We start from the raw sequence: 25154 nt of genomic DNA, 5'->3' as shown, positions 1-25154 counted from the left end.
TATGTCTCAGAAACCCTTCCTGCGCGTCGAGAACATCCGCAAGCGCTTCGGGCCGATCGTTGCCAGCGATGGCGTGTCACTGGAAATCGAGGAGGGCGAGATCCACTCGCTGCTTGGCGAGAACGGTGCGGGCAAGAGCGTTCTGATGAGCATGATCTGCGGGATGGTTCGGCCCGACGAAGGCGAGATCGTCTTCAAGGGCCAGTTAGTTCGCTTTGACAGCCCGCGCGAGGCGATCCGCCAGCGCATCGGCATGGTGCACCAGCATTTCATGCTCGTGCCGAACCTGACGGTGGCGGAAAACTACATTCTCGGCCAGGGATCTCCGTTGCGTGTCATTAACGACATGGACGAGGTCCACGCAAAAATCCGCGAGCTTTCGGATCGCTACGCCCTCGACGTGCGTCCGGACGCCGTCATCGAAGACCTTTCGGTCGGCGAGCAGCAGAGAGTGGAAATCCTGAAAGTCCTGTTCCACGGCATCGACCTGCTCATCCTCGACGAGCCGACAGCCGTGCTCACCCCACAGGAGACCGACCGCCTGCTTTCGTTGATGGGAGACCTCGCCAAGGACGGCAAGACGGTCGTCTTCATCTCGCACAAGCTCGATGAGGTGATGCGCGTCAGCAATCGCATCAGCGTCATGCGCGATGGGCGTGTCGTGCACACGGTCAATGTCGGCGAGACGAATGCGCGCGAGCTTGCCCGCATGATGGTCGGCCGCGACGTGCGCATGGAGCTGCCGCGTAGCCCCGAACCGCCCGGCCACATTGTGCTGTCGGTCGACAACCTCACCTGCCGCGCCGAGACCGGCCTTCCCGCCGTGCGCGGCGTAAGCCTGAACGTGCGCTCCGGCGAGATCGTCGGCATTGCCGGCGTGTCCGGCAACGGTCAGACGGAACTGTCGTTAGCGCTTTCCGGTCTGTTGCCGGTCGACAGCGGCCGCGTGATGCTGAACGGCAAGGACATTACCGGCCTCGACCCGGCCCGCATCAATGCCAGCAGCTTCTCACACATCCCAGAGGACCGGCACAAACACGGCATCGTGGCCTCGATGTCGCTCAGCGAAAACACAATCCTCCAGCGCTACGATCAGAAGCCTTTCGCCAGCCACGGTATGTTGAACCGTGGGGTCATCGGCGAACACACTCGCGATCTCATCAAGCGGTTTCGCATAAAAAGCCGCGACGAGGATCAGCCGATCGGCGCGCTCTCTGGCGGCAACCAGCAGAAGCTGGTGGTAGCGCGCGAACTTGCCCGCAACCCGGATTTCATCCTCGTCAACCAGCTCGCCCGAGGCATCGATATCGGCGCCATGGAATTCGTGATGGAGGAGATGCTGAAACAGCGCGACAACGGCCGCGCCATTCTGCTCATCTCCACTGAACTCGAGGAACTCTTCGCGATCTGCGATCGCATCCTCGTGATGTTCCACGGCGAACTCCTCGGCGAACTGCCGCCGGACCGCACCCGCCTTGACGAACTTGGCCTGCTGATGGCCGGCGAGACGGCGAATGTAGTACTACCGACACATGCCAGCTAGACAGGAGGGCTATGACATCGTTCGGTGACAACAAACCATTCGACATGGGTAGCGGACCCTCCGAGTCCCGAAAGGTGAGTGGCTCTAAATGAACATAACGCTGCGGCAACTCAGGGCCTTCATCGCCGTGGCCGAACTCGGCCAATTCAATCTTGCCGCCCGAAGCCTCCACCTTACGCAGTCGGCCGTCAGCATAGTCATTCGAGACCTGGAATCGGAGATCGGCGTCCGCCTGTTTGACCGCCACACCCGCATGGTTTCGCTCACCCTCGTGGGCCAGGAGTTCCTGCCGCAGGCCCGCAAGATACTGAAAGACCTGGAGCTTGCGGTTGGCGACATGCGCGACAACGCCTCGTTGAAGCGCGGCCAGGTGACAATCGCTGCCGCAATCGTGCTCGCTGCCACCATTGTGCCGCCTATCATCGCAGCGTTCGTGAGCATGCATCCCGAAATCCTGGTCAGCATCCGCGACATGCCGGAAGAGGCAATCAGCCCGGCGCTCAAGCGTAACGAGGTCGATATCGCCATCGGCACGCTCTCGGAAGACGATCCCGAAATCACCGCTACGCCTCTCATGCGCGACAAGCTCATGCTGGTCTGCCGGGAAGACCATCGTTTCGCCAGGCAAAAATCCGTGCGCTGGGCCGAGTTGAAGGACGAGACTCTCATTACACTCGCAGCCGCGAATCCGCTTCGGAGCATTGTCGAGCACAACCTGATCCGTGTTGTGCCCAATTTCCAGCCAAAATACGAAGTGCGCTTCTCGACCACCGCCATCAGCATGATCTCCGCCGGCATGGGCGTGGCCGTGTTGCCGGAGAATTCCAGCCAACTGGCGTCAGCGGTGCGCGTAACCACCGTGGATCTCGTCGACCCGACCGTAATGCGCAATGTCTCCCTGTTGCAGCGGCGCCATCACAGCCTGTCGCCGGCAGCAGAACATTTGAAAGCGGCCTTCGTGGCGGCGATGCAAACCGAAAATGCTGGCGCAAGCACGCTCGGTCACACTTAGGTGTACGATCCAGGCGTCGTCACATGGTTTTCGTTGAGCCTAAGGCTGGCCTCGACCTGTCAGGACGCTCTGAACATTACGATGTCACGACTCCCCAGCGCGCAGACAGTCTCTTCGGCGACACCTTCGGGCGGTTGACCAAACCATCGCGCCTCATCCAATTGCCCAGAGGCTGTCACACGCGGTTCTCCGGAGAGTATGGAAACCGCATAGGTGATCGAAAGTGTGTGGTGGCCGGCAACGTTGTCGAACTGGTCATTTATGAAAACTGCCGAGACTGGCCATGCCAGGATTCCCAGATCGTCGTGAAGGCATCGAACAATCGACATGGCGCAGCTTTCTCCGTGCCCTATCTGGCGACCAGGCATCTGCCATAGACAGTCGGCCGAATTCTTGGACCTGACCAGCAGGACGCTGCCGCGCTCATCCCTGATCAGCGCGCGAGATGTCAGTTCGATGCGATTTGAGAAGGACAGCTCCGCCCCTTCAGGACAGGCACCTTGGATACTGCCGTTCGCTCGTAGCGTGGAAACGCTCTTCATCGGTTCGCCTTTCAAAACGATTGGCTGTGACTGCAGGCAGGGCAGGATAAGGAGCCGGCGACGCAAGGAAGCCTTGTGGGAGCCCCCGAATGCGTCGCCGGCCTACGCCGGGCTTTGGGAACACGCTGGACAAGCTGGGAGGCTTGCGGCCCGCGGAAAGCCCGGACGTATCGCTAGTCGACCACCGCATTTGTGATGCGTCCACGTGTGTGGACGGGGTCTAAGCAGTTGTTGATGGTGTTGAGCGCAAGCGTCCGGGCGACCGTCGGGTCGGTCGGGATCTTGCCCTTGATGTGGAACAATCTTGCCCGCGCGAGGTCGGCGACCACCGAAAGGGCAAGCGAGTTTGCATCTGTCGCCTTGTCGAAGATACCGATAGGCGCCTTGATCCGGGCAAGCGTGGCTTCGCCGTGACCGCGCTCGCGCAAGGTCTCACAACGTTTTGCGTGGGTACGGCGGCTTCCCAGAGCGCCGATGTAGAAGGCGGGTGAGGCGAGCGCGGCCTCGAGCAGCGGCAATTCACGGTCGATGTCATGGAAGAGGAGCACGACTGCCGTGTCCGCGTCCAGCTGGTCCGGCGATGGAGCTTGGCCCCGTTCGACCTTGACGATCTCAAAACCGGATACTTCCGCCACACGCGCCACCACTCCAGCCTCCAGGGGCGTGCCGGCAAGAAGCATCCGCTGCCGCGGGTGGTAGACGCGCACAAATTCCTCTCCCTCCCAGCCACTCAAGCCCTCCCCTGGCTCGAAGAAAAGAGCCTGCCTGCCAGGATGGTACCGGAGGCGCCCGGGTGCGCGGCGGTGCAGCGTTGCAAGCATGTGGCGGAGCGCGATGGCATCTCGCAGGACGTGGGTAGCCAGCGTGATGCCGCCGCCGCAGGGCAGCACGATGTCGAAGAAGGGCGAGCCTTCGCCGAGGCGAAGCTTGCGATCGTTACCTTTCTGGAGAGCTGTTACGGCGTCAGCGGCCACGGCCGCTTCGGTGCAGCCGCCGGAGACGAAACCGCAATAAAGGCCGTCATCGCGCACCGCCATCTGCGCGCCGATGGCGCGGGCAGCGCCGCCGTGGATTTCAACGAGCGTGACCAGGGCTGCGTCTTGGCCCTGTTCGAGCGCCTCAGCGGCGAACGCCAGTACATCCATGGCATCATCCGAGAGAAAGGCGGCGCTGGGTTCTGGCGCGAGCGTTTTCAGCTCGCTGGCAATGCGGGTAGCCATATCATTCCCCTCCCTGCGTTCCCTGCCAGCGGCGTACGATGCCGGGGTCGAGATCGAAGAGGTCGAGCACCCGGCCGACGGTATGGTCGACCATCTCTTCAAGGCTCTGCGGCTTGGCGTAGAAGGCCGGAACCGGCGGATAGATGATGCCGCCCATTTCGGTGACCTGCGCCATGTTGCGGATATGGCCGAGATGCAGCGGTGTCTCGCGCAACATCAAGACGAGGCGGCGGCGCTCCTTCAGCACTACGTCGGCGGCGCGGGAGAGGAGGTTGTCAGTCGTGCCCGTTGCAATTTCCGCCATGGTCTTCACCGAACAAGGGGCGACGATCATGCCGAGTGTCTTGTAGGAACCGGAGGAACAGACCGCGCCGATATCCTTGTTGGAATGGGTGGTCGTCGCCAGCGCTTCCAGATCCTGCTTGGTGAAATCCACCTCGGCCGCGAGCGTGATGCAGGCGGCGCGCGACATGATCAGGTGCGTCTCGATCTCGAGGTCGCGCAGCACTTCGAGGATACGCTTGCCGTAGACCATGCCGGAAGCGCCCGAAATGCCGACGATCATGCGTCTTGGCCGCGTCGTCATGACCTATCCCACGCTTTTGAGGAGTGCGGCAGCGCGGGCGGAGGCCTCGTCGCTGATGCGGGCGCGAACGCCGTGGAAGTTCGGGCCGCGTGTCGCATCGAGGCCCATGCGCGAGGTCGTGCCGATGCCGCTCGCCGAAGGATCGAGCGCGTTGCCCGGCAGGCCCTCGATGATCACTACATCCTTGTGCGGCTGGAAATGGGTGGCAAGCGCCCAGAGCACTTCGCTATCGCGGGTGATGTCGACATCGGCGTCCACAACCACGACGGTCTTGAGGTATTGGTCCCAGCCGAGCAGGCCGAGCATGACCTGCCGCGCCTCGCCCTCGCGCGTCTGGTTCATCGCGATATAGGCGTGGAAATGGGTGCCAGAGGACGGGTAGTGCACGGCGGTGATCGAGGGGAAACGCGCCTTCAGCTTTTCCACTACCTCTGCCTCGCGCGGTACGCGGCCGAGATTAAGATGCTCGGCCGAATTGCCACCGGCAACGGAAACGAGGATCGGATCACGCCGGCGCATGATGGTTTCCACGGTGAAGAGGTTGTTGGTCGAACGGTCGGAGGAATAACCGGTGAACTCGCCGAACGGCCCCTCCTCCACATGGGCCTCGGGATCCAGCACGCCCTCCAGCACGATCTCGGCATGGGCGGGCACGCGGATGCCGTATTTCGGGGTGCGCACCACCTGCAGGGGTTCGCCCATCAGGCCGCCGGCGACATCGCGCTCGTCCTCGCCGAAGGCAAGACGGGCGGAGGCGGCGATCATGAACAGCGGATGGCCGCCGATCACCATGGCGACCGGCATCGGCTCGCCCTTCTCCTTTGCCATGTTCATCAGGCGCCAGAAATGGCCGCGCGAATGTAGCGAGGTCGCGAGCGAATTCTTCGAATGGATCATGGCGCGGTGATAGCTGAGATTGCCAGCACCGGTTTCCGGGTGCTCGCCTATGATGATGCCTGACGTAATGTACTTCGCACGGTCGGTGTCGAAATGCTTGAGCATCGGCAATGCATGCAGGTCGACGGCATCGCCGGAAATGATCTCCTCGGTGATCGGGCCGCGTTCCAGAATCTCCGGCGTGAACGGACGGTTGGAGAGGGCCTGGTAGGCTTCGTGCAGCTTGTCGGCGGTCGTGCCGAGCAGACGGGCGATGCGGTCGCGCGAGGCAAAAATGTTACAGACGACTTCCGCGCCGATACCGCTGACATTCTTGAGATGCAGCATGGGATGCTGCCCCTTGTCCGCAAGGTTCCATATCAGAGCAGTTGCGTCCTGATCGTCCGAGACCGGCCGGTCGATGGTGATGACGTCCTCGGGATGCTGTGCCCGGTAGTCGGCCAGGAAGCAGCGGACGTCTTGCCTGTGGTACTGGGTCATATCTCGGCCTCGGGTTGCTGCGCGTGGATAGCGGCGCCCCGAAGGGCGCCGCAGTCGTCAGATCAGGCGAATTCCAGATGCCTGCCGGTGACGCGATCGACGCCGGCGTAAGAGTCCTTCAGGCGTGCCTGGGCGTCCTTCACGTCACGCGGCGGCGGCGAAGGATCGATGCCGACGAGCTTGGCGATGTTGTTTCCGAGGTAGCCTTCCAGGTCGTCTTCGGAGAGGTTGATGCCATGCGGGGGATCCTTGCAAAGCACTTCCAGCTCGCGCAGCCACATGCCCGGATCGTTCGGCGGACTGTCCGTGCCGAAGACGATTTTGTTCTTTGGCAGTTGCTGGGCGAACTCCACAATGCGCGACTGGAAGCACCATCCGGATTCGCAATAGACGTTCGGCGTATCCATCGCCATCCAGAAAGATTCGAACGAGTAGTTGCCGCCCGTCTGGATGCCGAAATGGCCGATGATGAAGTTGACCATCGGGAATTCGCGGATGATCGGGTAGAACATCGTCGGGATCGTGTACGGGCCGTCGCCGGTGTGGATCAGCACGACCACGCCGAGCTCGGCGCACTTTTTCATCGCCGGCCGCAGCCAGTCGAGCGCGCGGTCGGGACGATATCCGTGCATGTTGGCGTGCAGCTTCAGCATTTTGAAGCCGTATTCCTTGACGTGGAATTCCAGCTCCGCCGCGCCGTTCTCAGGTCCCCAGCGCGGGTTGTAGTTGAAGTTGCCGATGAAGCGGTCCGGGTACGTCTGGCAAAGCTCGGCGCAGTAGGCCATGTAGTCGCGAATGCCGTCGCGGCCCTTGCGGTTGCCGTCGCGGTAGCCGGTGTTGCCCGGTGGCGGCTGGATGAAGCCCATGTCGATCCGGCGCGGCTTGCCGTTGATCATGTAGGGGCCGTCCATCAGTTTCAGCATGCGCTCACCCGTGAAGGGCGAACCGGTATGACGCCACGCCTCGTCCACGAGGTTCGTCGGGTGAAGATGGGTATCGATGATCATTGTTCACTCCGTTCAGTTTTACGCGGCAAGCGCGACGCCGTGCTGGCGCAGATACGCTTCGGCTTCCTCGACGCTCGCCGGAGGCCTGGTCGGCTCGAGGCCGATCATGCGGGCGGTGTTGTTGCCGAGGTAATCCTCCAGCGTATCCTCATCGAGGTTGAGGCCTTGCGGTGGCTCGTGGCAGAGGACTTCCAGCAGGTTGATCCACATGCCCGGCTCGTTCGGCGGTGTATCGGAGCCGAACAGGATCTTGTGCTTGGGCAGAACCTTGGCGAATTCGACGATGCGCGACTGGAGGCACCAGCCGGATTCGACGTAGACGCTCGGCGTGTCGAGCGCCATCTGCATCGGCTCGAACACGTAGACACCGCCGGTCTGCACGCCGAAATGCGCGAGGATGAAGTTCACTTCCGGGAACTCGCGGATGATCGGATAGAACTCCGTCGGGATCGAGTACGGGCCGTCGCCGGTGTGCACCTTCACCATCAGGCCGAGCTCGGCGCACTTCTTCAGGGCCGGACGCAGCCAGTCGAGCGCGCGGTCGGGGCGATAGGCGTGCATGTTCGCCTGCAGTTGCACCATCTTGAAATCGAACTCCTTGGCGTAGCGTTCGATTTCCTCGGCGCCGTTCTGCGTGCCGTAGCGCGGGTTGTAGACAAAGCAGCCGAGGAAACGGTCGGGGTGCTCCGTCACCATCTTTTCCGTATAGGCCATGTACTGGCGGATGGCGGCCTTGCCTTCCAGGTCCATGACTTCATGGGTGTAGATGGTGTTGCCTTGCGGCGGCTGGATGAAGGCTTTGTCGATGCGGCGCGGCTTGCCGTTCACATAATACGGGCCGTCCATCATCTTCAAAAGCTTGTCGCCAGTGAACGGCGGTCCGTCGTGGCGCCAAGCCAGGTCCACCAGATCGGTGGGGTAGCAGCTTAGATCAATGATCATCCTTATTCTCCTGTCGTAGAGGGTCCGGTCGATGCGGGGCCGCGCGATGGACCCCATGCCTGCCAAAAGCCGGCACGGATGCGCGATCTCAGGAAATGCCGATGACAGGGAAGGAAAGTCGGTGCGGATGCCGCAGGGCGGCTGCAACCGACAGATGTTTCTTCCGTAGCGAGCATCGACATCACGGCCTCATCGTCCAACAGACGGTGAGCAATTGTCGGCGCTTCTACTCAACTCTGAAGAAACCATGAGTCCGACTTTCTGTCAACGGAAAAAGCCACTAACCAATTCTTTTTAAACGATATTTTATAGCGAGCGGCGGCGGCCACCCGCGCGGGAAAATGCGCGGGCGTGTTGGACACAGGAATTGAGCGGGCGTATTAGGACGGGAGAAGCGCTGCTAGGCCGCCAGGCATGCGCGCAGGTTCCTGTCTATGCCGTCACGGTCGAGATTGCGGCCAATGAAGACGAACTTCGACTTCCGCGTGTCCTCGCCCCAGCTGTGGTCCGGGCGGAAATCGACCAGTTTGTGCACTGCCTGGAGCACGAAGAAGCGCTCGTCATCGGCTACCGAAACGATCCCCTTGGTGCGGAAGATGTCGTCGCCGCGCTCGCCGAGATAATCTTTCAGGAAAGTGGCGAGCTTCTCGCCGTCGAAAGAATGCGGGTAGACGAAGGAGTGGGACTTCACTGTTGCGTCATGGCTGTGTGGGCGCAGGGCAGGTGCAGGCGCGTGGCCCTGACCATGGTCATGGTGGTGCCCGTGGTCATGGTCGAGGTGGTCGCAGGCCGCATCGTGGCATTCGTGGTGGCCATGCGCGTCATGATCATTGTCCATGTCGATGTCGAGTATTTCCGCCCGCTCGCGGACGTAGGAGGGACGGAAGCCTTTGACGCCGAGGATGTTGGAAAGATCGACCACACCGTAGCTGGAACGCAGGATGGGCGCTGTCTGGTTGAGCTTGCGCAGCGACGCCTGCAGCGAGCCTAGCGCCTCTTCGCCGGCAAGGTCGATCTTGTTGACGATGATGCGGTCGGCCGCCACGATCTGGTTGACTGCCTGGTTGTCACTGCCGTCCAGTACCGGATCGTAGAGGTGTTGGTCGATATGCATGGCATCCACCAGGGTGACTATGGCATCCAGCTCGACCTCGTCGGCGACGCTGCGGTCGACGAAAAAGGCGGTTGCGACTGGGGTCGGGTCCGCCAGGCCCGAAGTCTCGACGATGATGTGGTCGAACTTGTCCTTGTGGCTCAAAAGCTTCTTCATCACGTCAATGAGGTCGTTGCGCACGTCGACGAAGCAGCAGATGCAGCCGTTCTGCATCTGGAAGATTTCCTCGTCGGAGGCGAGCACCAGGTCACTGTCGACGTCGACTTCGCCGAACTCGTTCTCGATCACCGCGATGCGGTGGCCGTGGCGTTCGGTGAGGATGTAGTTGAGCAGCGTCGTCTTTCCCGATCCGAGGAAGCCGGTCAGGATCGTTATAGGGAGTTTTTGGCTCACAGGTTCGACTTGCATGTTCATGCGCCCTTCTCCCTCAAGGCTTTCAGGATGTCTTCCGGGGTGATCGGATAGTGGCGGAAACGGACGCCGATGGCGTCGTGGATGGCATTGGCGATGGCCGGGCCGATGGCGATGATCGGATCCTCGCCCACGCCCTTCGCGCCCCAGGGGCCACCCGGATCGGGTGCCGCCTCGAGAATGATCGTCTCGATATCCGGCATGTCCATGGAGAGCGGCATCTTGTAATCGACGAGACCGGCGTTGAGCGACCGACCGGTCTTCTTGTCGATGATGTAGTCTTCGGTCAGCGTGTGGCCGATGCCTTGCTGGATTCCGCCCTCGATCTGGCCCTGCGCAGCGATCGGGTGGATGACCCGGCCGACATCGTGAACGGGTATGACGCGCTTGACCTCGACAATGCCGGTTCCCGTATCGACATGCACCTCAGCGAAATGCGCGGCGAAGGAATAGGATTTCGTCGGCTCGTATGTGCCGTTCGCGACGATGTTGGCGGCGGGAATGCCACGCGACGGCCCCATCGCATCGGCGACCGTCATGCAGCGGCCTGGATCGCCGATGACGAAGATCTTACCTTCGGAAAGGTCGATCTCGGCCGGAGAGACCTGCAGCTTCATCGCCGCGCGATCGAAAACAGCCGCGCGCACCTTGCCGGCGGCCATCTTGGCGGCCGTGCCGACGAGATAGGTCGTGTGGCTGGCAAAGGCGCCGATGTCCCACGGCACCACATCCGTGTCGCCATGGATCGTGCCGACATCCTCGAAGCGTACGCCGAGTTCTTCGGCAACGATCTGCGCCAGCGCGGTGTGCGCCCCGGTGCCAAGGCCGGCGGCACCGGTAAGCAGCGTTACGGTGCCGTCCTCGTTGACCTTCACCGTGGCGTTGCCCTGTTCCTTGATGCCGGGATAGGCGGAAGAACCGTGCATTTCGCAGCCGATGCCCCAACCGGTTCGAATATGCGGTTGCTTGGGATCCGGCATGCGGTCGCGGTTGCGTAGCTTCTTCCAGTCGAGCACGTCGATGCCGTGCTGGAGGCAGATTTCCAGGCCGTGGCCGAGGATCGGATGGCCCGACGGCGCGATATCGCCGGCGCGGACCACGTTCTTCAGTTTCAGCTCCGCCGGGTCCATTCCGAGCAGCTCGGCCGCCTCGTCCATCTGGATGTCGAGCGCATAGTAGCTCTGCACCACGCCATAGCCGCGGAAGGCACCGTTGATCGGCGTGTTGGTGTAGACGCACCGCCCTTCCAGCCGCACGTTCTCGCAACGATAGAGCGAGGTGGCAGCCGTCGTGCCGACGATGGTGACACCCGGACCATGCGAGCCATAAGCGCCGGAGTCGTAGACCAGCTTCATGTCACGAGCGACGAGCGTGCCGTCGTTCTTGAACCCTTGCTTCAGCCAGATCTTGCAGGGATGGCGCGAGCGGCCGGCAACGAAGGTCTCGTGGCGGGTGAACTCCATCTTCACCGGCCGGCGCGTTTCCTTCGCGAGCAGCGCGCACAGGAATTCGTGCTGGAACAGGTCCTGCTTGGCCCCGAAGCCGCCGCCCATATGGTCGACGAGTACGCGGACCTTGGTGAGCGGCAGGCCGAGCACTTCGGCAAGGATGCCGCGCACCATGAAAGAGGTCTGGGTGGAGGTCCAGAAGGTCAGCTTGTTGGAGCCGTCCCAGTCCGCAATGCAGACATTCGGCTCCATATAGGCCGGATGCGGCCGCCCTCCGGAGAAGGTGCCTTCGAGGACGAAATCAGCCTCGGCAAAAGCTGCGTCCACATCGCCGCGATTGATGCGCACCGGATCGATCACCAGGTTGCCGCCCGGCCCGACCTCATGGATCAGCGGCGCACCCGGCTGGGCTGCATCCTCCGGCTCGAAAACGGCCGGCAAGGGTTCGTATTCGACCTCGATCAGGTCGAGCGCCTCGTCGGCGATCTCCTCGCTGATGGCGGCGACGGCGGCGACGCCCTCGCCCCAGAACCGCACCTTGTCGTCGAGGATATACTGGTCCTTGGTGCAGGAGGCCGAACGCGGGTGCGGCGAGCCGTAATGCAGCACGCGCGGCACGTTCTCATGGGTCAGCACCGCCTTGACGCCGGGATAGGCGAGCGCCTTGCTGACATCGATGCTCTTGATCCGCGCATGGGCGACGGCAGAACGCTTGATCTTGCCGTGCAGCATGCCCGACAGCTTGACGTCGCCGGTATACTCGGCCTCGCCCGTCACCTTTTCGAGCACGTCGTCGCGGCGAACGCTCTTGCCGACGATCTTGAAATCGCGCTGTTCGATCGGGGTCGTCACATTCATGATCTTGCAGCCTCCATCTCGGTCGCGGCGGATTTGATCGCGTCGAAAATCTTGGTGTAGCCGGTGCAGCGGCAGATATTGCCGCTAAGGCCGAAGCGGATGTCCTCGTCCGTCGGTCGCGGATTGTCGTCGAGCAGCTTCTTGGCCATCATCAGGATACCCGGCGTACAGAAGCCGCATTGCGAGGCGCCGTGGCGCATGAAGGCATCCTGCAACGGATGCAGGGTATCGACGCCCGGCTGAAGCCCCTCCACCGTCTCGACCGAGCGACCTTCGGCCTCCACTGCAAGCATCAGACAGGCATTGACCGGCTCGCCATCGACGATGACGGTGCAGGCACCGCAATCGCCGACATCGCAGCCCTTCTTGGTGCCGGTCAGGCCGACATCGTCGCGCAGCGCATCGAGCAGCGAGCGGCAGCTATCCACCGTCATGTCGCGCGGCTCGTCATTGATGGTGAGTTCAACGATCCGCTTCATGCGAAAGCCTCCAATGCCTGTTTGATGGCGCGGCCGGTCAGCACACCCACCATGTCGCGGCGGTAATCGGCGCTGGCGCGCACGTTGCTGATCGGCGTACATTCTTCCATCGCCTTGTTGGCGGCGTTTTTGACTGTTGCCGCGTCGAGCGACGTGCCGCGCAGCATGGCCTCGGCTTCGGGGGCGCGCAGCACGGTTGCACCGACCGCGCCGAGCGCGATGCGGATGTCGTTGCAAAGGCCATCTTCCATGGTGAGGCTGACAGCGACGCCGACGGTGGAGAGTTCCATTGCCTTGCGGCGGCCGTGCTTGAGATAGGCCTTGCCGGAGTTGTCGCTGGCGGGCGGCACGGTGATGCCGGTGACGATCTCGCCCTTGGCCAGCACCGTCTTGCCGGGGCCGGTGAAGAATTCGGCAAGCGGCACGACGCGCATGTTGGTGCGGCTGTAGATGTGGATGAACGCGCCATCGGCAATCAGCGGTGGGATCGTATCGGCCGACGGCGAGGCACGACAGACATTGCCTACCACCGTTGCACGGTTGCGCACCTGGATGGAGCCGAGCGAGGCGAAGGCCGCATACAGGTTCGGGTAGCGCTGACGCACCAGCGCCAGGCGCTCCAGCCGGCCCACGGTCACCAGCGCGCCGAAAGTCAGGCCGCGCGTTTCGTCATAGGTGATGTCTGACAGGCCCGGGATCTGCTTGATGTCGACGACGTTGCGTACGCGGCGCAGCCGTTCGCGGATTTCGACCAGAAGGTCCGTACCACCGTTGAACAAAAAGGTGTCGTCTCCGAGGTCGGTGAGAAGACGGGAGGCGTGCTCCAGCGTGTCCGCCCGATGGTATTCAAAGCGCCTCATGGCATTCCTCTTGGATTCTGGCCGCTTGGCCTCTTGGGCTGCGCGGCTCGGGGCTCCGGCGGCGCGAGGGCCGCCGGACTCATATTTGTTGCTGTTCAAGCGAGGTCGGTCGCCGGCGTATGGTTCTGCAGCTCGCTGTCCTCAGGCTCTTTCGCGGGCACGCCGTTGAAGAGGATGTTGAGGAGTGCTGCCGCAAACGTGCCGACGAGCACGCCGCTGTGCAGGAACTTTCCGACTGCGACCGGAAGCTGGGCGAAGATGTTGTCGGCAACGACCGGCACCATGGCGAGGCCGACGCTGACCGCGACGATGTAGAGGTTGCGGCGGTTGGCGACGAAATCCACCTTCGCCAGGATCTTCACCCCCGTCGCCGAGACCATGCCGAACATGACGATGGCGGCACCGCCGACGACATAGCTCGGGATCGACGCGCTGATGAAGGCAACCTTCGGCAGCAAACCGAGCAGGATCAGGATGACGCCGCCCGCCGCGACCACGAAGCGGCTCAAGACGCCGGTGATCTGGAGCAGGCCGACATTCTGTGCATAGGTCGTGTAGGTGAAGGTGTTGAGCAAGCCACCAATGATGTTACCCACGCCGTCGGTTCTGAGGCCGCGGGTAAGCTCGGCCTGGGTGATCTTGCGCCCGGCCATGTCGCCGACCGCCAGGAATTGCCCGGTCGATTCGATCATCATGACGGTCATGACCGCACAGAGCGACAGGACCGACCAGAATTCGAAGACCGGCCAGCCGAAGGCGAGCGGGTGGATGATGCGCACCCAGCCGGCGTCCGCAACGCCATGGAAATCAACCTTGCCGGATGCGATCGCGATGGCAAGCCGATGCCTATGCCCATCAGCACCGCAAGGTTGGACAAGAAGCCTTTGAGAACTCGTGTGAGCAGCAGGATCGACAGCAGCACGATAGCCGCGACGGCGAGCGCGAAGGGTGCGCCATAGGCGGGGTTGGGGATCATGCCTTCCGGCCCCCGGAGCATCGGCTGGCCGCCGGCGGCCCAGTTCACGCCGACGCGCATCAACGAAAGGCCGATGACCAGCATGACCGTGCCGGTGACGACCGGCGGGAAGAACCGCACCCACCGCCCGAAGAAGGGCGCGGCGATGACGGTGAAGACACCGGAGCCGATGACCGCTCCGATGACACCGGGCATACCGAGGTCCGGATTGGTGCCCGTCGCGATGATCGAGGGAACGGCGGTAAACGAGATGCCCATCATGATCGGCAGCCGGATGCCGACGTGGCGGCCGAAACCAAGGGCCTGGATGAGGGTGACGATGCCGCAACAAAACAGATCCGCGCTGACCAACATCGCGATCTGATCCTTGGGCAAATGCAGCGCACTGCCAACGATGAGCGGCACGGCGACAGCGCCGGCATACATGACCAGAACGTGTTGCAGACCTAGAGCGAAAAGGCTCGGGAACGGGTACTTCTTCTCGACGGGATCCGTCGTATCAAGATTGGACATTCGCTATCCTCCCAGCGAATAGTGCTCCGGCGCGGTGGGGGGCATCTTGGCCTCATGTTTTAACACCGCACGCCGTACAAGAGGGATCATGCGGCTGGGCAAATCAGCAAACAATCGGCATAATGATATTTATTCATCTAATAACTGAATGAATGGATCAGCATGGACATCACGCTGAAACAGCTTCGGGCCTTCGTCACCGTGGCCAATCTTGGGCAGTTCACCCTAGCCGCCGACAAGCTCGGCTCGTCGCAATCGGCCGTCAGTACACTGGTGCGGCAGCTGGAGCAAAATCTCAATCTTCGCCTCTTCGACCGGCACACCCGTCTGCTGCGCCTCACTCAGGCGGGCATGGATATTTTGCCGATCGCAGCCCGCGCCGTTGCCGATATCGAGGGCATGGTGGAGAGCTCGCGGGAACTGAATGCGCTGCGGCGCGGCAAGGTCACGATGGCCGCCGGCACGGTTCAGGCTGCTTTGATGCTGCCGCAGCTCGTCAACGCCTTCACCAAGCTCCACAGCGAGATAACTGTCGAGCTGCACGATGTCGCAGAGAAGACCGTGCTGGAGCAGGTCGCCAATGGTTTGGTGGACCTTGGACTGGGCACAGTACCGGAAGACGATCCGGAACTCGTCGGCACACGGCTCTCCACCGATGAGTTTTTGGTGGTGCTCCATGCCGAGGACCCATTGGTGAAACGTCCCGAACTGCGCTGGACCGACCTTGCCGAGTGCAAGCTGATCGGCCCGCAGCGGGGCAACCCGATCCGCGACCGGCTGGAAAACGAACTGGCACGCAACGGCATCGTTCTGCCGCTCGACAAGTCGATGCAAGAGGTGGCGCTGCCGCTGACGATCATCGGCATGGTTGAAGGCGGCCTCGGCGTCGCGATCATGACCTCGGCCGTCACGCGCCTTGCGACCTCGATGGGCCTCGTTGTTCGCACACCGACCGAGCCGCACATTAAGCGCGAGGTCAGCCTGATCCAGAAACGGACGCGTTCCCTTTCGCCTGCCGCACGGTGCTTCCGAGACTTTCTACTGAAGTCAGTTCATTGAACCTGCGACCAGTTTGGCGCTATCTGATGTTTTTTCCGCGCCATTTCTGTCGCAGAAGCGCAAGGCGTACCCTCGATGCGCCCCGTGAAGTGCGCAAGGGAAAGATCCAGGTCGCGGGCTGGATCGGTATTGGCGATCATTTCCGCACAGACGTCCCATTCCTGCTCGGAGTTGCGCGCAATCTTGCGCCACGACGTAACGAGCTCACGAGAAAAGCGCTGAAGCCAGATGTGGGTCGTCTCGGTGCTTGCGAGCGAGGCGTTGAGGAACCCCATGAGTTGCGCGGACAGCTCGCCTTCCTCCCGCTGGCTGGCGTGGCGCCCATATCTGTCGGCTGCCATGACGATCTTGCGCAGCGGCCGGATCGCGCCGCGTTGGGAGCAGGACGCCGATTATGACGATATGCGCCTCGCGATGCCGGCCGATCGCGAGAGTTATTTGCGCTGCAAGGCTTCCGAGTTCCGGGCGGCAAATCAGCCGCTCAACCGGCTCTGGAGCGCCTCGACATGACGCTCGTCGATCAGGACGCCCGTTTTCGGGCAATGACCGATTTTTCCTCGATTCTGCTGGTCGAGGCGGCCGCAGGTACCGGCAAGACCTCGCTCATGGCGGGTCGCGTGGCGATGATGCTGGCGGACGGCCGCCGGCCTGGCGAGATCGCCGCCATCACCTTCACGGAGCTTGCGGCGAGCCAACTCGCGCGCCGGATCAGGGAGACGCTCGACACGCTGCTGTCGGGGGATGTTCCCGCTTTTCTTGAGACGGTTCTTCCGCAGGGGCTTTCGGAGCAACAGCGCGAGGCGCTGATCGCCGCCTCTCCCCGGCTTGATGAGCTGACAGCGACCACCATTCACGGGTTTTGCCAAGCAATCATCCGCAGCCATGGCGTGCAGACTGGGCTCGACCCCGGCGCCCGCGTGGTCGACGCGACGGTCGCGGACAATCTGTTCATGGCCGAGCTGTCGGCCTGGTTCTCGCAACGGCTTGCGGCCGACGCGGCGGAAGACGACCGATTGTTGTATTGGCGGAAGAGATCCCGCTTCAGGTGGTGGGCCTTATTCGCGAACTCGCGAACCTCCGGCGCAAACACCCAGATGCGCAACCGATCCGTCCGTCTGCCGACGCACGGCCCGACATTGATTTTGTCCAAGCGGTCGCCGATTTCGACCGGTGGCAGGCGAATGCCGAACCCGACAAATGGCTTTCCGACATCGCACATGAACTGCGCGGGCTTGCAGAGCGCTATCAGGACTGTCTCGCAAGCAAAGGGGATTTCCGAGCCCTGTGGCGGCTCTGCAATCCGGGAGCCGGTCGCCTCTTCGAGCGCAAGGGCCTGCAGCTGAAAACCTACTATGAGGCGGCGCGGGGCTTCGGCGCTCACCGCAATGATGCTGGTCCCGGTGACGGCCGGACGCTCTACGAAACCGTCGTCATCGCCTGGAGCGAGCTCGTAGGTCATATCGCCAGCACGCTGGTATGCTCGCTGTCGGTCTCCCTCGACCACTTGCTGGAAAGCTATCAGGCACGCAAGCGGGCTGCCGCCGTCCTGGATTTCGACGACCTGCTGATCCACGTTCGTACCCTGGTCCGCGACCATGAAGAGGTGCGTCAGGCCATCGGCCAGCGCTATCATTTTATCCTGGTCGACGAGTTCCAGGACACGGACGGCATCCAGAACGAGATCTTGTTCTCGATCGCCGCGACCGAAACGCGGCCAGGACAATGGGAGAAGTCGGAGCTACGGCCCGGAGCGCTTTTCCTCGTCGGCGATCCGAAACAGGCGATCTATCGCTTTCGCGGCGCCGACATCGAAGCCTACGAACTCTGTCGCCAGTTGATCGACGGCCAGGATCATGGCGCGGTGATCGAGATCACCGCCAATTTCAGGTCGCTGAGCCCGATCATCGATCATGTGAACGCCTGCTTCGAGTCGGTCTTTGCCAAGCCCTCGCAGCCCCGATACGTCGCGCTCGCACCCACGCTGTTCGAGACGTCACATCCACTCCCTTGCGTGGCGCGCTTCACCATCGAGGTCGCGACCGACGGGCGCATCTACGCGGAAATGTCCCGAGATGCCGAGGCCGAGCGGGTTGCCGACATTTGCGCGGCCTTGATCGGTAACGTGTCGATACAACGGACAGACAAGACATGCACGCCGCTCCAGGCTGGCGACATCGCACTGCTTTCGCCTGGACACACGGAGCTATGGCGTTACGAGCGAGCGCTCGAGAAGCGCGGGCTCGCGGTATCCTCGCAAGCAGGCCAGACGCTGATGCGACGGCAGGAAACGCAGGACATTCTTGCCCTGCTGCGGGTCCTGGCCGATTCCTCGGACACGCTGGCCTTCGGTGCGCTGATGCGAGGGCCCCTGGTTGGCCTGCAGCAGGCCACGGCCCTCCAGCGCGTGGAGATGGTCAACAACCAAAACAACGCTATCGCAGCGGGCGTCGCAATTGCGGCGGTTGGCGCAGCGGTGGCGGTGTGCGCCAACAACGATTGCGGGGGTGGAGGGGGTTATCGCCCCAGCTATTACCAAGGCGCTGATTGGGATGCCTTCTACAACCAGTATGGTCAAATTGTCTGGGCTTGCCGAGAGGTCGCGTCCGGTCGCTTTACCTACGACACCAACTGTTATGGCAAGCCGCAGACTGACTGGCGTTGGCCGTCAAAATACGTCTGACATGCCCTGCGCCAAGCGCTTGGTGGTCCGGTTCAGCAATCAATCGGCCGAAACCGGACCATCCGCAGACGGCTGAGCGGCGCGCGAAACAGATCATGCCGCCTGATCAGTGAAGGAGGCGACATCGGCTATCGCCTGAAATTGCTCAAGGTATTCCGGTCGGTGCTGAAGAAGGTAACGCACGACACGCGGATTGCGGAGCAGCTTGCTGAGATAGCCCTTTACGACGGTCAGTTGGAGATGCTCCTTGCCGTAGGTATCCTGAATCGCAGCCATGGATTCTTGGAGCCGGGCAAGTTCTTTCTCCATCCGAGCCATCGCCTCCGGCGTGACCCCACGCACCTTCTTCGACTTCCTCTCGCCGGCAAGTTCATTGGTCGGCGTACCAGCGAGAAGCGCGGTGGCGTAGGCCGACGTATAGTTGTTCGCAGCAATCATCAGCTCGGTGGCCTCGATCTGGCGCAGCGGCTTCATCCGCTTGAGGATCTCGAACACGGCCATCGGACACATCGTGTCCTTCAGCATCGACACGACTTCATGACAGACGCCGTCTAGCAGGGTCGCCTTCCGTCGCACGCTGTTGACATGGAGGCTGAGCGCTCGAGCGATCTTCTCGTTGGAGACGCCGCGGGCGATCGCCTTCAGGATCATGGAGTGCTCCTGGACAGCGGAGAGGCGGCTGATACGCTTGTTGAAGGTGAAGCTCTCGTCGTCGGTTGAGACGAGGCATTCTATCTCGGTCGTGCAAAGGTCCTTCAGGATCTCGACGCGGACATGGCCGTCGAGCAGGAGATAGCTGTTAGGATTGCCGTCGATCCTAGCGATCACGGGAGGTTCGACCAGCCCGATCTCGATAACTGATGTGCGGATCTGTTGATACTTGTGGCTAGCCTTGACCGTCGCCCGAGGCGGCCGGACAGGCAGGAGGGAGCCGATTGGCACGATGATGCAATCGGGCTCGAAGGCGATCCTCGTCAAGGTTTCAACGTCTGTCATGCTGCCTCTCCCGCGATGCGGTTTTCCAAGTCCTTAGGCAGGGTATCAAGACGTTCAGCCCGAAGGAGTGTGACGAAGTTCTCGTCGGCCCGCAGGTTCTTCAAGGCCTCCACAACGAAGAGTAGGCGGGTCTGTGTCACCTCGGCCTTCTTCACCAGCAGGCGCTGCTTGTCTGCCTCCTGCTGAAAGACGCGGACAAAAGCCTCGGACGTCCTGGCCTTACCGAGCTTCTTACCGAAAGGGTTCGTGGACATGTGCTTGCCGCGACGCGTCCTCTGCTCGATCAGGCGTCGCATCTTTATCAGTCGGGGGCCGGAGATCTTGCCCTCGGTGTAGGCTTCAGCCAGCATCTTCTGGGTTGTCTCGTCGTCCGCGCGGGCGATTTCAATAGCAACCGAGATGGGAATGGTTCCCGCGTCGACGGCTTCAATGAGGCGCTGCTCGCCCTTCTCGATCAACGTGGCCATCATGCTGACCCACTCCGGCGAAGTGCCAATCTTCTCTGCGATCTGTCGGTCGTTGTAGCCGCGTGTGCGCAGTGTCGCGACATCTTGGAGAAGGTCGATGGAGCGGTGTTGCCGGCGAGCACAGTTCTCAACCAGGCTCATGACGAGGCATTCCTCCTCCGATGCTTCCGTGACTATGGCCGGGATTTCGGTCCGGCCGAGCTCGCGGAAGGCCTCGATGCGCCCCTGGCCACACGCGAGTCCGTAAGATCGCTGGCCGTCTGCGCCGATCATGGTGTTAACGCGGATCGGGCGTTTTAGCCCGACCGTCTTGATGCTTTCGACCACCTCCAGGAATTTACGCCGATTGCGGGCGCGCGGGTTCAGGATGACGATCCGATCGATCGGGATCATCTCTACATGAGTGTGCTTCGCTTCAGTCATGCTGCCTCCTCAAACTGGGCTCGAGCCGCAAGAGAGAATAGGAACTCCAGCGTCTCGAAACGATAGCCGTCCAGGGACAGGCCGTTGCTCTCGGCGAGCCGAAGCTTCGGCTCGGTCATGTCGAGACGCGGGAGCAGGTAGTAGTCGAGCGGGGACACGTTGCCGCGGTCCATGCGGACGGCGACGGTGACATCGGGCGCCAGGCCAGCGTCAAGCCGAATGCGCCACCGTGGCGAAGCCGCTTGCGTCTCACCGCAGCGGGCTACGACGACCGAAGCGGTGAACTCGTCGTTGACGTCGATCAGACCCGTTTCGGGATGGACGCGGACGTCGCCGCCGGCGGCGCGCAGGCCGTCAATCACAGTGGCGACGACGTCAGGGTACATAGCCCGCAGGCGCCGATTGATCTCGATGTAGCGGTAGTCACGCTGCGGGCTGTATCCGACCAAGTGATAGGCGCGCAGCAGGCTGCCGAAGCGGTTCCTGTAGACACTGCTCGACGGCATGTCGTCGCGCTCATCGATGACGATGCTGGAAAGGGACCCCTGCACCTCCAGAAGCGAGCGGAGCAAGGTGAGGAGTTCGTCGTCGCCGAGCCTTCGACTTCGCTCTTCCACGATCCTCCTGGCGTGCTCGAAGGTTGCGACGTCGACGATCGCCGTAAACACGCCACGGGCGCGCACCCAATGTTCCTGGGTATTGATGACCCGGCGCATTTTCAGCTTGAAGGAGACGCGGTTGAAGACGTTGTCACCGATGTATTTTGGGTTGGTAAGAACCTGATGGACCGTGCCGCGCGTCCAAGGCCGCCCCAGGTCGGTTACCACACCTTCGCGATTGAGCCGGGCCGCAATCTCAGCCTCTTGGATGCCGAGTTCGACGAAGAGGCGATAGATGCTCCGGACGACCTCTACCTCCTCGATTGGTCCGGGGACAAGAATCACGCGATCGGTCTGGAGACTTTTGCGCTCGCCAATCGAAAGCTCAGTCTTGGGCTCGCGGTTCTCGTCGACTAGCAGCCGCCGCAGGCCGTAGCCAGCCGTCCCGCCTTGGCGATACCCCTTTTCAACGAGGCGACACTGACCGGCGAAGACCTTCACGGAAAGTTCTCGACTGTACTCGCCGGCCATAACCCGCTTCACGGTCTTCAACAGGTTGGATCCGATGCTGCCGTCGTTCTCGAACTGCTCGGCACAGTAATGGACAACGATGTCGGCCCGGGAGCACAGGAATTCCAAGTGCGCACCGTGATCAGCGTTCTGGAAGCGTCCCCAGCGGCTAACATCGTAGACCAGGATCGTCCCAAAGTCGGCGGCACCGCGCTCGACATCAGCGAGCAAGCGTTGGAATGCTTCGCGTCCTTCCAAGTTCAGGCCGCTCTTGCCGGCATCCTCGTAGATCCGCACGATCTCGATGTCCCGAGCCTCGGCGAACCGTCTGATAGTGGCGAGCTGGTTCTCGGTTGAGTAGCGCTGATGGTCGGTCGACATCCGCACATAGGCGGCAGCACGGTTAGACCAGTCCTTGCCGCCTCTAGCCGTCCGCGATGGTCCGTGATGCCCATTCAAACGCCTACGCTCCACTCTTTGCGCCGTGTCGGCGCATTCGAACAACACTACAGTGCGGAGGTGGTGGAATGTCCTTTCCAAAGTCGGGCAACATGTTGCCCAATCGGCCGCGCGGGAAGCAGAGCAAGCTCTCATTCGCCAGGCTGGTGTCGACAGCCCTACGGAGCTCGCTCAAGGGGCAGTCGTCCAAAATCAAGACGGTAGCTCTTTGGACCGGCGCGAACGAGCGGACCGTGAAAAACTGGCTTTCCGGCGAGCGCGCGCCGAGCGGGGATCACTTTCTAGGCTTGGCAGCAAACTGCCCCGCCGTGCTCGCTGCATTCCTGGCGGCCATCCAGCGGAACGACTGTCTAGTCATGGCCGACATTGAGGAGGCGCGCGCTAAGGTCGCCGCTGCGTTAATGGCACTGGAAGCTGTAAGGGCTGTCCAGTTGGAGACGGCGACCCTGCCGGTCAACGAGTGCTGAATTGAGACTGCTTAGCCTGGCTTGGCAGCGGCTCTGGACCGAGCCGGTGGACTGCAAAACGGACCGATTCATTATCTGGGGCGCAAATGAAATGTGCGGTTATCGCCTTTTTATCGACTATAACCGCACAGCTTGTCTTGAGCGCATTATGACTGATAATCTTGCATTATCGTTCTTATTTGACAGAACTCAAAAACGCAGGTAGAAAATGCCAGAAAGGTAGAAATTCGGAGCCTCTCGTGTCCCTGAACATCAAAAATCCGGCTACTGTCGCGCTCGCCGACGAACTCGCGCGTCGTCAGGGTATCACCAAGACGGCAGCCATTCATCAGGCCCTGAGCGAGCGACTGCATCGCATGGGCTTCGGTGATACCGCCCAAGAGCGTCTGCTTGCAGAATTGCGCGGCATCCGAGAACGAGTCGCGCGATTGCCTGAACTTGATCGTCGCAGTGACGAGGAGATCATTGGCTACGACGAGCATGGAATTCCGAACTGATGGTGATCGACACCTCGGCCGTTGTGGCGATCCTGCGTAGCGAGCCCGAGGCAGAAAGGCTTGAAAGAGCGCTGGTCTCCGATCCAATCCGCCTGGTCCCGGCAACCTGCGTTCTCGAGGCGCGCATGGTGCTGGTCAGCAGGCGCGGCGAACACGCGTTGGCCGAGATCGATCTTTGGCTCCGCAAGATCGAGGCCGACGTCATTCCTGTCGACTCCGAGCTGGTCGATCTGGCCACCCAGGCCTGGCTGACCTACGGCAAGGGCCGCCATCCGGCGGCGCTAAATTTTGCCGATTGTCTTTCCTACGCTCTGGCCAAGCGCGCAGACGAACCGCTGCTGTTCATCGGCAAGGACTTCTCCCAGACGGATGTGGAGGCGGCATAAGGATGGCTGACGAAGGTCAAGGATCACCGGCTGGAGAGAGCGATTTTCCCCACATCATCGATGTGGTCATGGAGATGGGACGCGCTCCGGAGGAGCTGCCGGCCGAAGCCCCCTCCCCTCCCCTTCCCGTTGTCGGGCCGAAGCCGCGCCTTCCAGCGCATCTGGAAAAACTCGCCGATCGCGCCCGAGACTATGTCGAGGCGGCGAGTTCGGCCAACACACGTCGGGCCTACGCGTCGGATTGGAAGCAGTTTGCGAGCTGGTGCCGTCGACAAGGCGTCGAGATGTTTCCGCCCGATCCGCAGGTGGTCGGCCTCTACATCACCGCCTGCGCCTCGGGAAAAGCGACCGGTGACAAGAAACCGAACTCCGTGGCGACGATCGAACGCCGGCTGTCCTCGCTGACGTGGAACTGTGCCCAGCGCGGCCAGCCGCTCGACAGGAAGGACCGCCATATCGCCACCGTCATGGCCGGCATCCGCAACAAGCACGCATCGCCGCCCCGGCAAAAGGAGGCGATCCTTCCCGAAGATCTGATCGCCATGCTGGAGACGCTGGACCGCGGAACCTTACGCGGCTTGCGCGATCGCGCCATGCTGCTGATCGGCTTTGCCGGCGGGCTGCGCCGCTCCGAGATCGTCGGCTTGGACTGCGGCCGCGACCAGACCGAAGACGGCCGCGGCTGGATCGAGATTCTGGACAAGGGCGTGCTGGTGACGCTGCGTGGCAAGACTGGCTGGCGCGAGGTCGAGATCGGCCGCGGCTCATCCGATGCCACCTGCCCTGTCGTCGCGATCGAGACCTGGCTGAAGCTCGGCCGCATCGGTCACGGCCCCCTCTTCCGGCGCGTCACGGGCCAGGGCAAGGCGGTCGGCGCCGATCGGCTCAACGACCAGGAGGTCGCCCGCCTCGTCAAGCGGACCGCGCTGGCGGCCGGCGTCCGCGGCGACCTGCCTGAAGGTGAGCGCGGAAAGCTCTTTGCCGGCCATTCGCTGCGTGCGGGTCTCGCCTCGTCGGCCGAGGTCGAAGAGCGCCATGTGCAGAAGCAGCTCGGCCACGCCAGCGCCGAAATGACCCGCAAATACCAGCGCCGCCGCGACCGTTTCCGCGTCAACCTCACCAAGGCCGCTGGCCTTTGAAGCATGCGAGAGGATCCGCCTGACCGATGCCACGTCGATTGAGACGGCGCTTCGGACGACATGGATTTGGCTCCTGCCCCTCACGATTCCTCATACTCTCTTCCTTTTTTGGTCATTTGTTTCAAGCCGATAAGCTCCTTCAGCGTCGCGGTATGCACCTGTTCGACGCGCTTCAGTTCGCTTTCCAGATAGCTATTGCGCTCCTCCAACCTGACCCACCGTTCTTCAAGCAGTTCTAATTTCAGTATCGCGTGACGATAATTCTCGCGCTGCTCTTCGAAAAACGCGCGATCTATGATGACATGAAGCTTTGGATCGAAACCTGGAGCGACACCCGCTTGAACGACTCGAACCGCCTTGCCCGCCGCTGCCAGTCGGGTCCGATAGGCCCGCTGTCTCTCCGCCTGCCTCAGCGCGTCGGGTTTGCGGGGGCGGCCGCGGGGACGTTTGGGAGTGTCCATGCCTTGCTTTTATTATAACGCGTTACCCTAATGTAGCCCTTTCTCAAGGTAATGCCTATCGGAACTGGACCGGATTTCGATCTGTTTGCTCAACGTTTGTGGTCTTCAAGAGCTTGATGATCA

General features: G+C 61.9%; 25 protein-coding genes and 1 pseudogene. 10 read left to right on the top strand and 16 right to left on the bottom strand.

The window, feature by feature from the left end:
* Position 1 precedes the first annotated feature (1 nt).
* Positions 2–1543 carry an ABC transporter ATP-binding protein gene (locus tag PV773_RS17695; protein ID WP_347967626.1) on the top strand — a complete coding sequence of 514 codons (1542 nt, stop codon included), beginning with the start codon at positions 2–4 and terminating at the stop codon, positions 1541–1543.
* Positions 1544–1631: 88 nt separating this feature from the next.
* A complete protein-coding gene (locus PV773_RS17690; RefSeq protein ID WP_347967625.1) occupies positions 1632–2555 on the top strand; it encodes a LysR substrate-binding domain-containing protein in 924 nt (307 codons plus the stop codon).
* Between the two features lie 59 nt (positions 2556–2614).
* On the opposite strand, the gene PV773_RS17685 is transcribed toward PV773_RS17690, so the two are convergent.
* The 11 genes and pseudogenes from PV773_RS17685 to PV773_RS17635 all read right to left on the bottom strand — a co-directional run bounded on the left by PV773_RS17685 (position 2615) and on the right by PV773_RS17635 (position 14888).
* The gene (locus tag PV773_RS17685; RefSeq protein WP_347967624.1) at positions 2615–3097 is read right to left on the bottom strand and encodes an NUDIX domain-containing protein; all 483 of its coding nucleotides are present in this window, start codon (positions 3095–3097) and stop codon (positions 2615–2617) included.
* Between the two features lie 173 nt (positions 3098–3270).
* Positions 3271–4317: an XdhC family protein gene (locus PV773_RS17680; RefSeq protein ID WP_347967623.1), complete on the bottom strand. Its 1047-nt coding sequence runs from the start codon at positions 4315–4317 to the stop codon at positions 3271–3273.
* A gap of 1 nt (position 4318) precedes the next feature.
* Positions 4319–4903: a UbiX family flavin prenyltransferase gene (locus tag PV773_RS17675; protein ID WP_347967622.1), complete on the bottom strand. Its 585-nt coding sequence runs from the start codon at positions 4901–4903 to the stop codon at positions 4319–4321.
* Between the two features lie 3 nt (positions 4904–4906).
* Positions 4907–6280 (bottom strand): UbiD family decarboxylase, encoded by a 1374-nt coding sequence (locus PV773_RS17670; protein WP_347967621.1) that lies wholly within the window; start codon positions 6278–6280, stop codon positions 4907–4909.
* 62 nt (positions 6281–6342) lie between these two features.
* On the bottom strand, positions 6343–7287 hold the full coding sequence (locus PV773_RS17665) for an amidohydrolase family protein (RefSeq protein WP_347967620.1): 945 nt from the start codon (positions 7285–7287) through the stop codon (positions 6343–6345).
* A gap of 18 nt (positions 7288–7305) precedes the next feature.
* Complete coding sequence (locus tag PV773_RS17660) at positions 7306–8229, bottom strand: amidohydrolase family protein (RefSeq protein WP_347967619.1); 924 nt, start codon at positions 8227–8229, stop codon at positions 7306–7308.
* Positions 8230–8629: 400 nt separating this feature from the next.
* Positions 8630–9757, bottom strand: a complete 1128-nt coding sequence (locus PV773_RS17655; protein ID WP_347967618.1) for a GTP-binding protein — start codon at positions 9755–9757, stop codon at positions 8630–8632.
* Positions 9754–12060, bottom strand: coding sequence for a xanthine dehydrogenase family protein molybdopterin-binding subunit (locus PV773_RS17650; protein WP_347967617.1), 2307 nt, complete (start codon positions 12058–12060; stop codon positions 9754–9756). The genes PV773_RS17655 and PV773_RS17650 overlap by 4 nt, the downstream gene beginning before the upstream one ends.
* Complete coding sequence (locus PV773_RS17645) at positions 12057–12539, bottom strand: (2Fe-2S)-binding protein (protein ID WP_347967616.1); 483 nt, start codon at positions 12537–12539, stop codon at positions 12057–12059. Before PV773_RS17645 ends, PV773_RS17650 begins: the two co-directional genes overlap by 4 nt.
* Complete coding sequence (locus PV773_RS17640; protein ID WP_347967615.1) at positions 12536–13399, bottom strand: xanthine dehydrogenase family protein subunit M; 864 nt, start codon at positions 13397–13399, stop codon at positions 12536–12538. Before PV773_RS17640 ends, PV773_RS17645 begins: the two co-directional genes overlap by 4 nt.
* A 95-nt stretch (positions 13400–13494) precedes the next feature.
* Positions 13495–14888 (bottom strand): annotated as a pseudogene (locus PV773_RS17635) (nucleobase:cation symporter-2 family protein).
* 162 nt (positions 14889–15050) lie between these two features.
* On the opposite strand from PV773_RS17635, the gene PV773_RS17630 reads away from it, so the two are divergent.
* Positions 15051–15947, top strand: a complete 897-nt coding sequence (locus tag PV773_RS17630) for a LysR family transcriptional regulator (protein WP_347967614.1) — start codon at positions 15051–15053, stop codon at positions 15945–15947.
* On the opposite strand, the gene PV773_RS17625 is transcribed toward PV773_RS17630, so the two are convergent.
* Positions 15941–16288, bottom strand: coding sequence for a hypothetical protein (locus PV773_RS17625; protein ID WP_347967613.1), 348 nt, complete (start codon positions 16286–16288; stop codon positions 15941–15943). The genes PV773_RS17630 and PV773_RS17625 overlap by 7 nt on opposite strands.
* Between PV773_RS17625 and PV773_RS17620 the strand changes: the two genes are divergently transcribed.
* The 3 genes from PV773_RS17620 to PV773_RS17610 are packed head-to-tail and all read left to right on the top strand — an operon-like array spanning position 16287 to position 18627.
* Positions 16287–16457, top strand: coding sequence for a hypothetical protein (locus tag PV773_RS17620; protein WP_347967612.1), 171 nt, complete (start codon positions 16287–16289; stop codon positions 16455–16457). The two genes, PV773_RS17625 and PV773_RS17620, sit on opposite strands and share 2 nt — an antisense overlap.
* Positions 16454–17290, top strand: coding sequence for a UvrD-helicase domain-containing protein (locus PV773_RS17615; protein WP_347967611.1), 837 nt, complete (start codon positions 16454–16456; stop codon positions 17288–17290). Before PV773_RS17620 ends, PV773_RS17615 begins: the two co-directional genes overlap by 4 nt.
* Positions 17230–18627 carry a UvrD-helicase domain-containing protein gene (locus PV773_RS17610; RefSeq protein ID WP_347967712.1) on the top strand — a complete coding sequence of 466 codons (1398 nt, stop codon included), beginning with the start codon at positions 17230–17232 and terminating at the stop codon, positions 18625–18627. The genes PV773_RS17615 and PV773_RS17610 overlap by 61 nt, the downstream gene beginning before the upstream one ends.
* Positions 18628–18720: 93 nt before the next feature.
* Here the strand turns inward: PV773_RS17610 and PV773_RS17605 are convergent, their stop codons facing one another.
* From PV773_RS17605 to PV773_RS17595, 3 genes are read right to left on the bottom strand one after another with little or no spacing between them, the layout of a single operon-like run.
* A complete protein-coding gene (locus tag PV773_RS17605) occupies positions 18721–19623 on the bottom strand; it encodes a plasmid partitioning protein RepB C-terminal domain-containing protein (RefSeq protein WP_347967610.1) in 903 nt (300 codons plus the stop codon).
* Positions 19620–20513 (bottom strand): plasmid partitioning protein RepB C-terminal domain-containing protein, encoded by an 894-nt coding sequence (locus tag PV773_RS17600; protein WP_347967609.1) that lies wholly within the window; start codon positions 20511–20513, stop codon positions 19620–19622. The genes PV773_RS17605 and PV773_RS17600 overlap by 4 nt, the downstream gene beginning before the upstream one ends.
* Entirely contained in the window at positions 20510–22081 is a 1572-nt protein-coding gene (locus tag PV773_RS17595; RefSeq protein WP_347967608.1) for a recombinase family protein, read from the bottom strand. The genes PV773_RS17600 and PV773_RS17595 overlap by 4 nt, the downstream gene beginning before the upstream one ends.
* 68 nt (positions 22082–22149) lie before the next feature.
* Between PV773_RS17595 and PV773_RS17590 the strand changes: the two genes are divergently transcribed.
* The 4 genes from PV773_RS17590 (at position 22150) to PV773_RS17575 (ending at position 24570) form a co-directional block, all read left to right on the top strand.
* The gene (locus PV773_RS17590; RefSeq protein ID WP_347967607.1) at positions 22150–22548 is read left to right on the top strand and encodes a hypothetical protein; all 399 of its coding nucleotides are present in this window, start codon (positions 22150–22152) and stop codon (positions 22546–22548) included.
* A 239-nt stretch (positions 22549–22787) separates the two neighbouring features.
* Complete coding sequence (locus tag PV773_RS17585; protein WP_347967606.1) at positions 22788–23045, top strand: type II toxin-antitoxin system VapB family antitoxin; 258 nt, start codon at positions 22788–22790, stop codon at positions 23043–23045.
* Entirely contained in the window at positions 23045–23431 is a 387-nt protein-coding gene (locus tag PV773_RS17580) for a type II toxin-antitoxin system VapC family toxin (RefSeq protein ID WP_347967605.1), read from the top strand. The genes PV773_RS17585 and PV773_RS17580 overlap by 1 nt, the downstream gene beginning before the upstream one ends.
* Positions 23432–23433: 2 nt before the next feature.
* Positions 23434–24570, top strand: a complete 1137-nt coding sequence (locus PV773_RS17575) for a site-specific integrase (RefSeq protein ID WP_347967604.1) — start codon at positions 23434–23436, stop codon at positions 24568–24570.
* Between the two features lie 80 nt (positions 24571–24650).
* Here the strand turns inward: PV773_RS17575 and PV773_RS17570 are convergent, their stop codons facing one another.
* Positions 24651–25031, bottom strand: a complete 381-nt coding sequence (locus tag PV773_RS17570) for a hypothetical protein (protein ID WP_347967603.1) — start codon at positions 25029–25031, stop codon at positions 24651–24653.
* Positions 25032–25154: the final 123 nt, after the last annotated feature.

Source organism: Mesorhizobium sp. CC13, from assembly GCF_039907765.1.
Taxonomy (GTDB): Bacteria; Pseudomonadota; Alphaproteobacteria; order Rhizobiales; family Rhizobiaceae; genus Aminobacter.
Note: the sequence above shows the minus strand (reverse complement) of the source record. Positions and strands in the feature narration are given on the sequence as shown.